Consider the following 12,549-nt stretch of genomic DNA (forward strand, 5'->3'; position numbering starts at 1 on the left):
GTGCCCGCGCTCACCCTCTTCCGCCTGTACGACCTCCCGGCGGAGCCGCCCGACGCCGGGGACCTGCGCCCCGTCTCGCCGCTCGTGCTGCGCCTGCTGTGGGACGAGTGGGGCGCGGACGGCGAGCCGCCGTGGCCCGCGCCCGCCGCGGAACTGCTGCTGGCCACCAGGAACGGCAGACCGGTGGGCTGCGTGGGCGTCAACCTCACCGCGCCCGGCGCGGTCGGCCCGCTACTGCGCGCCCCGGCGCCCGCCGACCGCGCGGACCTGGCCGAGTCGCTGCTGCACGGCGCGCTGTGGCGGTTGCGCTGGCTGGGCCACGCCTACGGGTTCGCGCCCGCCGACGTCGCAGGCCACGCGGGCGAAGCGCTGCGCGCGACGAGCTGGGTGCTGCCAGGCGACGTGGGCTCGCCGCCCGCCGACCGGGACGTGCCGGGGCAGGAGTGGGGCGACGTGCTGGTGGACCTGCGGGGCTGGCCGCTGCCGCGCCCGGTGGTCGAGCTGGAGCTGGACGGCGCCCCGGTGCTGGTGCGCAGGCCCGAGGCGGCCGAGCAGCTGCTGGTGGTCGACTGGATCAAGGACGTCTTCGGCCGGGGCTGGGCGGCCGAGTTCGCCCGCGCGTTCGCGCACGACCCCGTCTCGGCGGTCGTCGTGGCCAGGCCGAGGGGGTTCGCCGAGGACCCGAGGCGGTGCCTGCTCGGGTTCATCGCCTACAACACCGTGCGCGCCGGGATGCTGTCCTCCATCGCGCTGAGCGAGGAGATCCGGGGGCGGGACAACGGGATCGCGGCGACCCTGCTGTCGTCCTGCCTGTCCGAGGCCCGCGCGCACGGCTTCGACCACGTCGTGCTGGGCGGGGTGAGCAGGAGGCTGGTGGCGCTGCGCGCCGTCGACGCCGCCTGGACCGTGCCGGGGTCCTGCCCCGGCGTCTTCGGGAAGGGGATTCGCGACCGATGAGGGTTCTCGTCACCGTCTCGGACCAGGCTTGGGGCGGCAAGCACCGGTACACGCTCGACGTGGCGGCCGGGTTGCGCGCCGCGGGCCACGACGTCGTGCTGGCCGCCGAGCGCGGTGGCCGCGCGCTGGACGCCTGGCCGGAACCCGTTGCCGTGCCGGTGTTCCGCGACCACCCGGAGGAGGCCGCCGCCGTGCTGCGCGAGCGCGTCGACGCGCCGGACGTGGTCTGCGCGACCGGCAGGCACGACGCGGCCGTCGTCCGCGGGCTGCTGCGCGAGGACGGGTGGCCCAGCGCGCTGGTGCTGTTCCGGCACTCGGCGTTCCCGCTGGAGCAGGGGGAGGGCACGCGCTGGCTGCTGGACCGCGCCGGGCTGGTCGTCGCCACCTCGTGGGAGCAGGCGCGGGCCCAGTTCGGCGACCTCGTGGCCGCGCGCGACCCGAGGTTGCTGGTGCTGCTCAGCGGGGTCCGGGCGGGGTTCGCCGCCGACGTCGCCGCGCTGGACCGCGACCGGCTGCGCGCCGACCTCGGCATCGCGCCGGGGCAGTGCGCCTTCGCCGTGCTGGCGAGGCTCTCCTGGGAGAAGGGGATCGACCGGCTGCTCAAGGCGTTCGCCCTCGTGGCGGCCGACCCCGCGCCGGTGCTGCTCCTCGTGGGCGAGGGCGGGCAGCGGGCCGAGCTGGAAGCGCTCGCCGCGAGCACCGGGATCGCCGACCGGGTCCGGTTCCTCGGCCACCGCGACGACGTCCTGCCGGTGCTCGCCGCAGCCGACGCCGCCGTGCTCGCCAGCACCGTCCCGGAGACGGGACCGCTGGCGCTCAAGGAGTCCATGGCCGCCGGGCTGCCGGTGGTCGCTCCCGCGATCGGGGGCATCCCGGAGTTCGTCACCGACTCGTACAGCGGCCTGCTCTTCCCCGACGACGACGGGCTGCGCGACGCCCTGACCCGACTGGCGTCCTCCGAACGGCTGCGCGAACTGCTCGGCCGGGGCGCCAGGGCGGCGATCGAGGAGGGGCACCGGCTCGACCGGCGCGTCGAGCACCTGCTGTGGCGGCTGGACCTGCTGCTCGCCGAGCGGGGCGACGTGGACCGGTTGCTGGGCGAGCTGTCCTGGGACGAGGTGCGGTTGCGGCGCGAGGCGGACACCGGGTTCGTGTTCGTGCCGCGCACCTCCTACCTCGCCGAGCTGGACGCCGCCACCCACGCCGACGTCGCGCGGGCGGTGCGGGCCGGTGATCCGGCGCTGCTGGGCGGAACCGGGTCGCACCCCCGGCGCGCGCTGGTCGACCAGCTCTACCGGATGGGCGCGCTGCGCCGCGCCGAACCCGCCGCAGCACTGGTCGCGACCGCATGAGGGCGCTCGTCATCGCCGCCCACCCCGACGACGAGGTGCTGGGCGCGGGCGCGACCATGGCGGCCCTCGCCGAGCGCGGGCACCACGTGTGCGCGCTGATCCTGGCCGAGGGCGTGTCGTTGCGGCACAAGGACGTCGACCTGGCGCGGGCGCGCGAGACGTGCCGGACCGCCGCCGCGGAGCTGGGCGTCGCGGAGCTGCGGTTCGGCGGGTTCGCGCTGGAGGGCGGGATGCTCGGCGACGGGCCGCAGCGGTCGGTGGTCGACGCGGTCACCGGCGCGATCCGCGAGGTGGAGCCGGAACTGGTGTTCACCCACCACCCCGGCGACATCCACGTCGACCACCGGGTCGTGGCGCGCTCCACCACCTACGCCACGCGGGTGCTCGGCGGCGGCCCGGTGCGGCAGGTGCTGCACTACGAGGTGCTGTCCTCCACCGAGCAGCAGACCCCGGCCGCGATCCCCTACCTGCCCACGGTCTTCTACGACGTCAGCGGGCACGTGGAGCGCAAGTGCCGCGCCCTGTCGGCGTACAGCTACGAGGTGTTCGACGCGCCGCACCCGCGCTCGGCGCACGCGGTGCGCGCGCTGGCGGCGTACCGGGGCGCGCAGGTCGGGGTCGCGGGCGCGGAGGCCTTCGCGCTGGCGCGGGAGCTGCGGGGAGGTGACGGGGCTTGCGCGTCCTGGTGAGCGGCGGGGCGGGGTACATCGGGTCCTTCGCGGTGCGCGGGCTGCTCGCGCGCGGCCACGAGGTGCTGGTGCTGGACAACCTGAGCACCGGGCGGCGCGAAGCCGTTCCCGGCCAGCGGGTCGAGGTCGTGGACGTGCGCGACGAGCCCGCCGTGACGCGGGTGGTCGCGGGGTTCGAGCCCGACGCGGTCATCCACTTCGCGGCGCTGAAGTCGCCGCAGGAGTCCGTCGCGCGGCCGGGGCTGTACCTGGACGTCAACGTCACCGGCACGGCGAACCTGCTCGACGCCGCGACCCGCCACGGGGCCCGGCACTTCGTGCTGTCCTCGTCGTGCGCGGTGTACGGCACGCCCCAGGTGTGCCCGGTCGACGAGCGGGCGCCCGCCCGGCCGGTCAGCCCGTACGGCGAGTCCAAGCTGATCTCCGAGCGGCTGGTCGAGCGGTGCGCGCGGGCGAGGGGCGTGCGCTACGCGAACCTGCGCTACTTCAACGCGGCGGGCGCCGCGCTCGACGGCTCGCTCGGCGAGCACCTGCCGCCGGTGGCCAGGCAGGTGGTGCCGCTGGCGGTGCGCGCGGCGCTCGGGCTGGAGCCGTGCCTGAACGTCTTCGGCGACGACTACCCGACCCGCGACGGCACCGCCCTGCGCGACTACGTGCACGTCGAGGACCTGGCGCGGGGGCACGTGGACGTGCTCGACGCACTGTCCGCAGAGGACGTGTCCGGCACCTACAACCTCGGCCAGGGCGTGCCCACCAGCGTGCGCGAGGTCGTGCGGGCGCTGGGCCGCGCGGCCGGGTGCGAGGTGCCGGTGCGGGTGGGGCCGCGCCGGGAGGGCGACCCCTCGGTGTCGTGGGCGGACAGCGGGCTGGCCGGGCGGGTGTTCGACTGGGCGCCCCGGCACGGGCTCGACGACATCGTCGGCTCGGCCTGGCGCTGGCACCACGACCACCCCGAGACCCTGGGCCGACCGGCGTGCACCTGACCCTGCTGCGCCACGGCGCCGACACCCGTCGCGGGGAGCGGGAGCTGACCGCGCACGGGCGTCGCCAGGCGGCCCTCGCCGGGGCCTGGCTGCGGCGCACGCACGTCACCGAGGTGCGCACCGGGGCGCTGGCCCGCGCGAGCGCGACGGCGGAGATCGTGGCCGGGGCGCTGGGGGTTCCCGCCGTGGTGGACCGGCGATTGGACGAGATCGCCGCCACGTCCGCGCCACCGCCGCGCGAACGGCGACCGGGCGCGGAGGGCGTGGGGGAGGAGGGCTGGGGGGCGTTCCTGGACCGGGTCGCCGCGCTGGTGAGCGAGCTGTGCGCGGAACCCGCGTCGGAGCGGCGGGTCGTGCTGGTGACGCACAGCGGGGTCTTCGACGCGGTCCACGAGCTGCTGACCGGCGGTCGCCGGGTCGAGCTGGCGGTGGCGCACACCGGCCTCACGCACTGGGAGCACCGACCGGGATCACCCGCGGGGACCTGGTTGCTGCACCGGCACAACGCCACCCCGCACCTGGACGCGGCGGCCCCCGTCGATCCGGCCGAACGTCCGCCCGAGCACCTCGGGGTCGCCGAACCGCCGGCCGAGGCGCTGCGGTTGGTGGCGGGGATCGAGGCGCCGCAACCGATTCCCGACGAGTGGAGGGCGATCCGGTGAACCGGCCCAGGCTTGTGGTGTGCTGCGTCGACGGCGGGGTTGCCCCGGTGGTGCGCCAGCACGGGCTGTTCGACCCCGGCCGCTGGTTCCCCGCCCGCGCGGCGACCCCGGCCACACCGCTCACGTCGGTCTTCCCGTCGTCCACCGCGCCCGCGCACGCCTCGTTCCTGACCGGCGCGCACCCCGAGCGGCACGGCGTGGTGGGCAACCGGTTCTGGTCCGGCGAACCGGTCGCCGAGGTGCTGCGGCGGCGCGCCGACCCGGTCGAGGCGCTGCACCCGTACGAGCGGACCTCGCTGCTGACCGGGTCGCTGCTGGACTGGTTCGCCGCGCGCGGGGCCTGCGTCGCGGCCGTGCACTTCCCGCACACCTTCAGCCGCTCCGAACCGGGAATACCGGCGCTGCACTGCCTCTACGCGCCCGCGCGGCGGCTCGTCGTCCCGCTGACCACCTCCGCCGACGGCGTCCGCGCAGGGAGCGCGAGCACCGCGTACTTCCAGCACCCGCTGCGCCTGGACGTGCGCGCGGAGGGCGACCGGTTCCGGGTGAGCGCCGCGCACGGCCCCGCGCTGCGGCTGGACGTCGGCGCCACCGGGCGGCTCGACACCACGAACCCGTTGGGGCGCCTGTCCTTCGCGCTCACCCCGGTGCGCGCCGGGAGCGACCGCGTCGAGCTGGCCGCGGGCACCTGCGTGCTGGTGCTGCCGTTCGGCGGGCTCGCCCCCAGCGTCCTCGGTGGTCCCGGCCCCGCGTCGCTCGGCGTCTCCTACCCCGCCAACCCCGGCCACGACTTCCACGAGTCCCCGCGCGCCGACTGGGTCGCCCGCGCCGCGCTGGAGGTGCTGGAGCGGCACGACCCCGACGTCCTGCTGGTCCGGTTCAACCAGGCCGACCACGCCCAGGAGTTCCTCGGCTGGCACGCCACCAGGGCCGATCCGGCGACGAGGTCGTCCGCGCGCGGGCAGATCACCGACGCGTACCACGAGATCGACGCCGGGGCGCGGTCGATCGCCGAGGCGGTCGGGCCCGACGCCGACCTCGTCTTCTTCTCCGACCACGGCATCGACTGGGTCGAGACCCACCTGCGCCCCAACGAGGTCCTCGCCGCGCTGGGACTGGCCGACCGCCTGGTGTTCCAGGGCGACAGCAACTGCGCTTTCCTCTACGGCGACGCCCCGCCCGAACCCGCCGAGCTGGCCGCGATCACCTCGGGGCTGGCCGAGCTGGGCGTGGGGGTGCTCGACGCGGACGCCCTGCGCGCCTGGCGGCTCCCGGTCGGCGGACCGCGCGTCGGCCACCTCGTCGTCACCTGCGGCGCGCACACCGAGTTCCAGTACGGGGACGGGCCCGCGACCGAGGCGGTGCGCTCCGCCTCGCACGGCCACCTGCCCACCGACCCGGCCATGAGCGGGTTCTTCCGCATGTCCGGTCCCGGCGCCGACGGTCTGACCGCACCCGAGCACCTGGTCGACGCGGCCTCTGTGGTCCGGGCGATCTGGTGCGCCCGCCGGGGAGGCGATCCCGCGTGAGCGAGCCCGCGTACGAGCTGCACGAGGTCACGAAGTCCTTCAAGGGCAAGGAAACCCCCGTCAATGACCGGATCTCGCTCACCATCGCCCGAGGTGAGTTCTTCGGCCTGCTCGGCAGCAACGGCGCGGGCAAGAGCACCCTGATCAAGCAGATGGTCGGCCTGCTGCGCAGCGACTCCGGCGCCGTCCGGTTCCTCGGGCGCCCGGTGCCGGGCAACCACGCGTTCACCAGCACCCGGCTCGGGTACATGCCGCAGAGCGCCTTCGCCCTCAACAATCTCACCGTCGCCGAGGCGCTCTACTACACCGCCCACCTGCGCGGGACGCCCACCCGCGAGGCGAGGCGGCAGCGCGACGAGCTCGTGGAGCGGCTGGAGCTCGTCCCGCTGCGGGGCAAGGTCGCCCGCCAGCTCTCCGGCGGCGAGCGGCGGCTGCTCCAGCTGGCCGTGGCGCTGGTGACCGACCCGCCGGTGATCATCCTGGACGAGCCCACCAACGAGCTGGACCCCGCGCGCAGGCGGCAGGTGTGGGCGCTGCTGCGCGAGGCCAACCGGGAGCGCGGCCGGACGATCGTGCTGATCACGCACAACGCGCTGGAGGCCGAGCAGGTGATCGAGCGGGTCGGGATCATGAGCGGTGGTCGGATGGTCGCGCTCGGCAGGCCCGGTGAGCTGAAGAGCCGCGTGGCGGGCAGCTTCCGACTCGACGTGACCTTCCGCGAGGAGGGCGGCAGGGCGCTGCCGGACTACGTCGTGGTGGAGAGCCGCCACCGCGACCGCGTCACCGCGCACGTGGCCGCCGCCGACGTCGCCCGCCTCACCGCGGACCTCGCGCCGGAGAGCGTCCTGGAGTTCCGCCTGCAGTCCGCGACCCTGGAAGACGTGTACCTCGACCATGTCCGCTGAGCCGGTGTTCCCCGAGCCGAGCCCGCCGGGACTCCTGCGGAGCACCTGGGACCTGTTCCGCGTCCAGCTGTCCAACTGGCGCTGGTCGTGGCCGCAGATGGTGCTCACCGGGATGCTCGCGCCCGTGGTCACCCTGGGCGCGCTGGGCGCGTTCGCCAGGGGCAGCGGGGAGGGCGCGACCGGGTACGTGCTCACCGGGAGCATGACGATGGCGCTGCTGTTCGAGACGCAGAACAAGGTGGCCGCGAACTTCGCGTTCCTGCGGCACACCGGGGCGTTCGACTTCTACGCGTCGCTGCCGGTGCGGCGGGAGGCGCTGGTGCTGGCCTCGGTGGCGGCGTTCGGGCTGCTGGCGCTGCCTGCGCTGGTGCTGACGGCGGTGCTCGGGGTGCTGGTGCTGGACGTGCGGTTGTCGGTGTCGCCGCTGGTGGTCCCGGCCGCGGTGCTCGCGGTGCTGCCGTTCGCGGGGCTGGGCGCGTGGATCGGCAGCCGGTCGCGGGCGCTGGAGGAGGCGTCGTCGGTGAGCCTGGCGGTGACGCTGGTGCTGGTCGCGCTCGGCCCGGTCACCATCCCGCCCGAGCTGCTGCCGGACTGGCTGGTGCTGGTGGGGCGGCTGAACCCGGCGACGTACGCGTCGTCCCTGCTGCGGCACAGCCTGCTGGGGCCGGTCGGGGCCGGGGCGCTGGTCGACGCCGGGGTGCTCGTGGGGTTCGCGGTCCTGGTCTGGCTGCTGACGCGGCGGCACGTGCGCTGGCGCGACGCCTAGCTGCCCGGCGCCCGCTCGGGGCCGGGGTGGTGGTGAGTGCGGTGGAGGTGCGGTGTGGTGACGGAGGAGCGGTTCGCGGAGATGTTCCGGGAGGCGGTCGTGGAGGTCATGGGGGAGGGGCCGCCGGACGGGGTGGGCATGGACACGCCGCTGGCGGACCTGCACATGGACTCGCTGTCGCAGGTCGAGGTGATCAGCAAGCTGGAGTCGGAGACGGGCGTCCGCGTGCCGAACGACCGGCTGACCGGCATCAGCACGCCGCGCGACCTGCTCGCGGTGCTCCAGTCGGGGTGAGGGGCGCGCGCCCCGGAACCGGGTGGGCCGCTTCCGGGGCGGTGCCGCTGCTGTGGGGTGGTGGGCACCTCCTGGGGGCGGGGTTCGTGGCGCCGTGGGACGCGGGGCTGAGCGAGCGGATCTGCTTGGCCCGAGCCGGTGACGCGGCGCTGGACTCGCTCTTCCGGGTGATCAGCGCGCTGGGGAACCCCGCGCCGGTCACGGGACTGGCGGTTTTGTCGTGCTGCTGTGCTCTACTGCTGGGGCGGTCGTCTGCCGGGCTCGTGCTGCTCGCCGTGCCCTGGCTCGCCTCGCTCGCGTGCGGTGCGCTCAAGGACGTGGTCACCAGACCACGCCCCGGTTTCGGGTGCGTGGCCGCCGCGCAGACGGGGTTCAGCTTCCCCAGCGCGCACGCGGTCGGCGCGACGACGGGCCTGCTGCTCGTCGCCTTGGTGCTGCCCGCTGCGGTGTTCCCCGCCGGGGTGCCGCCCACTGCGGTCCGCTGCACCGCCGCGCGTCCCGTTGCCGGAGTCGCCGCTGCCGTGCGCCGGGGCACGAGGAGGGCTGCTCCCGCGAGCCTGGTCGTCAGGGGCGCCGCTGTCAGGGGCGTCGCTGTCAGGTGTGCTGCTGCGGGGTGTGCCGCTGCCGCACGTCCCGCCGCGTCGGCCTCGGCGCTCGCCGTCGTGCTCGCCCCGGTGCTCGCGGAGGCGGTGTCGTTCTCGCGGGTCGCCCTGGGCGCGCACTACCTGACCGACGTGCTGGTCGGTCAGGCGTTCGGGGCGGGCTGGGCGTGGGTGGGGGTGCGCGCTCTGGTGGTCACGGGCGCAGGTTCTCGCGCGCCCACTGCGCGAAGGACGTGAGCGGGACGCCGAGCGCGCGGGCCGGCTCCGGCCTGGCCGGTTGTCCGGCGAGCTCCACGAACCGGTGGGAGACGCCCGCCCACGGCGGCATCCCGGCGGCGAGCGCCTGCTCCTCGGTGAACTCGGGCGCGGTCAGCTCGACGCCGAGCGCGTCGGACATGGTCGCGGCGATCTCGGCCAGCGAGCGCACGTCGCCCGCGAGCTCCAGCTCGACCTCGTGGAACCGGTCGGGGTCGGCGAACGCCGCTGCCGCCGCCGCGCCGATGTCCACGACCGCGACCAGGGACAACCTGGTCTCGGGCCGGAGCACGGTCACGATGCCGCCGTCGACGCCGCGCGGGAGCAGGTAGGCCAGCGACGGCAGGAAGTTCTCCATGAAGAACGCGGGCTTGACCAGCGTCCACCGGGGGAACCCCGCCGCGCGCACCCGGTCCTGGATGGCGGTCTTCGCGGCGTAGTAGGGCGCCAGCGCGGCCCACCGACCCTCGGCCCAACCGGGCGTCGAGGTGTGCTGGCCCGCGCCCGAGGTGGAGGTGTGCACGAACTGCCCGACGCCCTCGGCGAGCGCCGCGGAGATCAGGTTCTCGGCCTGGACGACCTCGCCGGGGTGGTCGAACGCGTCGCCCTTCACCTCGGGCATCTGGATGGAGAACACGGCGCGGGCGCCGCGCGCGGCGGCGGTGAGCGAGTCGCGGTCGGTCAGATCGCCCTGGACCAGGTCGGCCCCCAGGGCGGCGACGGCGCGCGCCCGCTCGGAGCCGGGATCGCGGACGAGCGCGCGGACCGGAACGCCCGAGGCGAGCAGCGCGCGGGCGGTGGCCCCGCCCTGCCTACCGGTGGCGCCGACGACCAGGACGGGTGCACGGGTGCTCATGGTGCTCTCCCTATGGGGACTGGAAGCGAAACGGCGGCCCCCGCCGTTTATGGTCCGGTAAGATACGGCGGACCCCGCCACTTAGCCAAGCCTCCGAGGTGAGAGCACGTGCCAGCACAACCCGCAGACGGTCGGCGCGCGATCGTGGAGGGTGCGGTGGCCTCCCCCTCGGACGGCGGGCACGCAGACGCCCCCGACTGCGACCCGAACACGATCCAGAACCCTGCCGCGCCCCAGGGGCACGCCCCGAGCCCGAGCCCAGGGCAGAGCCCGAGTCCGAGTCAGGGGCAGGGGCAGAGCGCGAGCCCGAGTCAGAGCCCAAGCCCGAGTCCTGGCCCCAATTCGGTCCCGGCCGCCAGTCCGCCCTCGGTCACCGATGATCCAGCCACTCCTGCCATTCCGGCCGCTCCTGCCACCCCGGCTGTCCCAGCCACGTCGGCGGCCCTGGCTGCTCCAGGTGCCCCAGCCGCCCCGCCCACCCCGCCTGCCCCGCCCGCCCCCACCCGCCGCGTCGACGCCCAGCGCAACCGCGCCCGCCTCCTCGCCGTCGCCGAGCGGGAGATCGCCGTCAACGGGGCCGGGGCGTCGTTGGAGCAGATCGCGCGGGTCGCCGGGGTCGGGTCGGCCACCGCGCGCAGGCACTTCCCCACCCGCCGCGCCCTGCTCGAAGCGGTCTTCAACGACCAGGTCGCCGAGCTGTGCGCGCACGCCCACGAGCGCGCCGACGCCGCCGACCCGCGCGCCGCCCTGCTGGAGTGGCTCGGTGAGCTGACCGCCTACGCCGCCCGCGTCCGCGGCCTGTCCGCCGCCCTCCTGCGGCACAGCCCCACCGACTTCGAGGTGCTGCGCGAGACCTGCGCGTCCGACCGGCTGCTCGGCGCGGGCGCCACCCTGGTCGCCCGCGCCGCCGACTCGCTCACGCCCGGCACCACCTCGGCCGACCTGCTCGACCTGGTCACCGGCATCGCCCTCGCCACCGAGCACCACCCCGACCCGGCGGCCTCGGCGGCGCGGCTGCTCGACCTCGCGGTCGCCGGGATCAGCCCTCGGGGAGCGTGATCGTCCCCGTCGTCGACTCGCGCACCACGAGCCTGCACGGGTGCCGCACCACCCCGCTCGGCCGCGTGCCCTCCAGCGCCCGGAACAGCAGGCGCGCCGCGACCGTGCCCATGTGCTCCAGGTCGAGGTCCACCGTGGTCAGCGGCGGTCGGCAGTCGGTGGCGAACTCCTCCCAGTTGTCGTACCCCACCACCGCCACGTCCCCCGGCACCCGGTGCCCCAGCTCGTGCAGCGCGTCGGCCACCCCCACCGCGATCTGGTCGTTGCCGCAGAACACCGCGTCGGTGTCCGGCGCGCGCTCCAGCAGCAGCCGCGCCGCCTGCCTGCCCCACCGCTGCGACCAGTCGCCGTGCATCGTCGCCCCTCCGGACTGCGGCAGCCCCCGGTCGGTCAGCGCCTGCCGCAGCCCGTGCGCCCGGTCGCGCGCCGCGCGGTAGGTGCGCGGCCCGGTGATGTGCCCGATGCGCGTGCGCCCCACCGCCACCAGGTGCTCGACGACCAGCCGCGCGCCGCCCTCGTCGTCGGCCAGCACGGACAGGTCCTCCGGCGAGTCGGACTCGCCGTACACGTACACCACCGGCACCGGGATCTCCCCGGCCAGCGACGACCGCACGTCGTTGTCGTCGCCCAGCACGATGAACCCCTCGACCTGCCGGGCCAGCAGAGTGCTGATGTAGTGCCGCCGCCGCGCCGCGTCGCCGCGCGCGTCGCACAGCAGCACCGACATCTGCTCGTCGGCCAGCGCGTTCTCCACCCCCAGCAGGATGGGGATCGCGAACCGCCCGCCCAGCTCGTCGGTCAGCAGCCCGATCGTCCTGGTGCGCCCCGAGATCAGCCCCCGCGCGAGCGCGTTCGGCTGGAACGACAGCTCCGCCGCCGCCCGCAGCACCCGCTCGCGGGTGGAGGGCGCGACCTCGGCGCGCCCGTTGATCGCCTTCGACGCGGTCGACACCGACACGCCCGCCAACCGCGCCACGTCGTTGAGCGTCGTCGCCCCAGACCGCCGTCTGCCCATTCGCCAGCCTCCGAAATCGCCAGCCCCCGCACCCGCACGGGCCGAAACCCGCCCCCTGAAACCCTTGCCGGGAGTCCGACAGCGCGCGGGCCCCCGGGGTTCCCCCCGATCGGCAACTGCCCGGCGACCCCCCGGTTTCCCGAACTCCGAACCGGTGCGGTCGCATGGCGGTGGCGGATCGGGGAAACCTGGGAACCGCCCCCGCCGCGCCGGACGACCAGCGCCGATCGGAACGACAACCCTCCCACCGGAATCGCCGTTCCCGGAAGTCCCCACCACTTCGGGAATCGTCGTACCGCCGAATCGGAGCACCCGTCCGGGCGCCCTCCCGAGCGGAACGGCGAGCGCCCGCAATTCCTTTTCCCGCGGCCGATCCGCCGAACCGGACGGCGGTCGCGCCGCAGGTCCGCGCGGCCCGAGTCGATCACCGGGGCGCCCCGCGCCGCCGGGGGAACGATCCACCTCGTTCCCGGAAACCCTTGTCGAACAATCGATTCGAACACCGGAGGGCGTTCGACGCGCACCCCCTGACAATCCGCCGATCGCGCAGCGGGCGCATTGCCGAAAAGGTTTTCGGCTGCGAGAGTGCGTGAGGTGCGCAGGACCGGACCCGCCGGTCCGCGCG

13 protein-coding genes are annotated in these 12,549 nt (G+C 75.4%); 11 read left to right on the plus strand and 2 right to left on the minus strand.

Translation table 11 applies throughout. The features are described from left to right. The 10 genes from CNX65_RS14220 to CNX65_RS14265 are packed head-to-tail and all read left to right on the plus strand — an operon-like array spanning window position 1 to window position 8,976. Window positions 1-957 carry a GNAT family N-acetyltransferase gene (locus tag CNX65_RS14220; protein WP_096493325.1) on the plus strand — a complete coding sequence of 319 codons (957 nt, stop codon included), beginning with the start codon at window positions 1-3 and terminating at the stop codon, window positions 955-957. Beyond that, the gene (locus CNX65_RS14225; protein ID WP_096493327.1) at window positions 954-2,309 is read left to right on the plus strand and encodes a glycosyltransferase family 4 protein; all 1,356 of its coding nucleotides are present in this window, start codon (window positions 954-956) and stop codon (window positions 2,307-2,309) included. The genes CNX65_RS14220 and CNX65_RS14225 overlap by 4 nt, the downstream gene beginning before the upstream one ends. Continuing rightward, complete coding sequence (locus CNX65_RS14230) at window positions 2,306-2,998, plus strand: PIG-L deacetylase family protein (RefSeq protein ID WP_096493329.1); 693 nt, start codon at window positions 2,306-2,308, stop codon at window positions 2,996-2,998. The genes CNX65_RS14225 and CNX65_RS14230 overlap by 4 nt, the downstream gene beginning before the upstream one ends. Beyond that, the gene (galE, locus tag CNX65_RS14235; protein WP_096493331.1) at window positions 2,983-3,981 is read left to right on the plus strand and encodes a UDP-glucose 4-epimerase GalE; all 999 of its coding nucleotides are present in this window, start codon (window positions 2,983-2,985) and stop codon (window positions 3,979-3,981) included. The genes CNX65_RS14230 and galE overlap by 16 nt, the downstream gene beginning before the upstream one ends. After that, on the plus strand, window positions 3,972-4,643 hold the full coding sequence (locus CNX65_RS14240) for a histidine phosphatase family protein (protein ID WP_157767641.1): 672 nt from the start codon (window positions 3,972-3,974) through the stop codon (window positions 4,641-4,643). The genes galE and CNX65_RS14240 overlap by 10 nt, the downstream gene beginning before the upstream one ends. Then, entirely contained in the window at window positions 4,640-6,172 is a 1,533-nt protein-coding gene (locus CNX65_RS14245; protein WP_096497779.1) for an alkaline phosphatase family protein, read from the plus strand. The genes CNX65_RS14240 and CNX65_RS14245 overlap by 4 nt, the downstream gene beginning before the upstream one ends. Continuing rightward, on the plus strand, window positions 6,169-7,077 hold the full coding sequence (locus CNX65_RS14250; RefSeq protein WP_096493335.1) for an ABC transporter ATP-binding protein: 909 nt from the start codon (window positions 6,169-6,171) through the stop codon (window positions 7,075-7,077). Before CNX65_RS14245 ends, CNX65_RS14250 begins: the two co-directional genes overlap by 4 nt. Continuing rightward, entirely contained in the window at window positions 7,067-7,843 is a 777-nt protein-coding gene (locus tag CNX65_RS14255) for an ABC transporter permease (RefSeq protein ID WP_218182239.1), read from the plus strand. The genes CNX65_RS14250 and CNX65_RS14255 overlap by 11 nt, the downstream gene beginning before the upstream one ends. Window positions 7,844-7,900: 57 nt before the next feature. Beyond that, window positions 7,901-8,137 carry an acyl carrier protein gene (locus tag CNX65_RS14260; protein WP_157767642.1) on the plus strand — a complete coding sequence of 79 codons (237 nt, stop codon included), beginning with the start codon at window positions 7,901-7,903 and terminating at the stop codon, window positions 8,135-8,137. Beyond that, window positions 8,134-8,976: a phosphatase PAP2 family protein gene (locus CNX65_RS14265; RefSeq protein WP_096493339.1), complete on the plus strand. Its 843-nt coding sequence runs from the start codon at window positions 8,134-8,136 to the stop codon at window positions 8,974-8,976. Before CNX65_RS14260 ends, CNX65_RS14265 begins: the two co-directional genes overlap by 4 nt. On the opposite strand, the gene CNX65_RS14270 is transcribed toward CNX65_RS14265, so the two are convergent. Further along, a complete protein-coding gene (locus CNX65_RS14270; protein ID WP_096493341.1) occupies window positions 8,933-9,850 on the minus strand; it encodes an NmrA family NAD(P)-binding protein in 918 nt (305 codons plus the stop codon). The genes CNX65_RS14265 and CNX65_RS14270 overlap by 44 nt on opposite strands. Before the next feature lie 444 nt (window positions 9,851-10,294). Between CNX65_RS14270 and CNX65_RS14275 the strand changes: the two genes are divergently transcribed. Next, window positions 10,295-10,909: a TetR/AcrR family transcriptional regulator gene (locus tag CNX65_RS14275; RefSeq protein WP_096497781.1), complete on the plus strand. Its 615-nt coding sequence runs from the start codon at window positions 10,295-10,297 to the stop codon at window positions 10,907-10,909. Here the strand turns inward: CNX65_RS14275 and CNX65_RS14280 are convergent. Further along, the gene (locus tag CNX65_RS14280) at window positions 10,890-11,924 is read right to left on the minus strand and encodes a LacI family DNA-binding transcriptional regulator (protein WP_096493343.1); all 1,035 of its coding nucleotides are present in this window, start codon (window positions 11,922-11,924) and stop codon (window positions 10,890-10,892) included. The genes CNX65_RS14275 and CNX65_RS14280 overlap by 20 nt on opposite strands. Between the last annotated feature and the right edge of the window lie 625 nt (window positions 11,925-12,549).

Source organism: Actinosynnema pretiosum (assembly GCF_002354875.1).
Taxonomy (GTDB): Bacteria; Actinomycetota; Actinomycetes; order Mycobacteriales; family Pseudonocardiaceae; genus Actinosynnema; species Actinosynnema auranticum.